Genomic DNA, 229 nt, shown 5'->3' on the forward strand with positions numbered 1-229 from the left:
GTGCAGGCGCAACGGCAGCTGCCTGCGCCGTTCAAGCTGATGCATGGGGTCTGTCCTGGCAATGGGCGGCCGGGTCGCGCCCAGCGCATAGCGGCGGGCGTGGTTAGCGGGTTGCCCGGGCCGTCGATGGGCGGAGCGTTAGCGTGGGTTTGTGGTTCGGCAGGGAGGCGAGGGCGCTTGGTTGGGAGGCGCTACGCTGGTGCCGGATTGCGTGGGGTAGGTTAGGGGG

Source organism: Pseudomonas akapageensis (assembly GCF_011355085.1).
GTDB lineage: Bacteria > Pseudomonadota > Gammaproteobacteria > Pseudomonadales > Pseudomonadaceae > Aquipseudomonas > Aquipseudomonas akapageensis.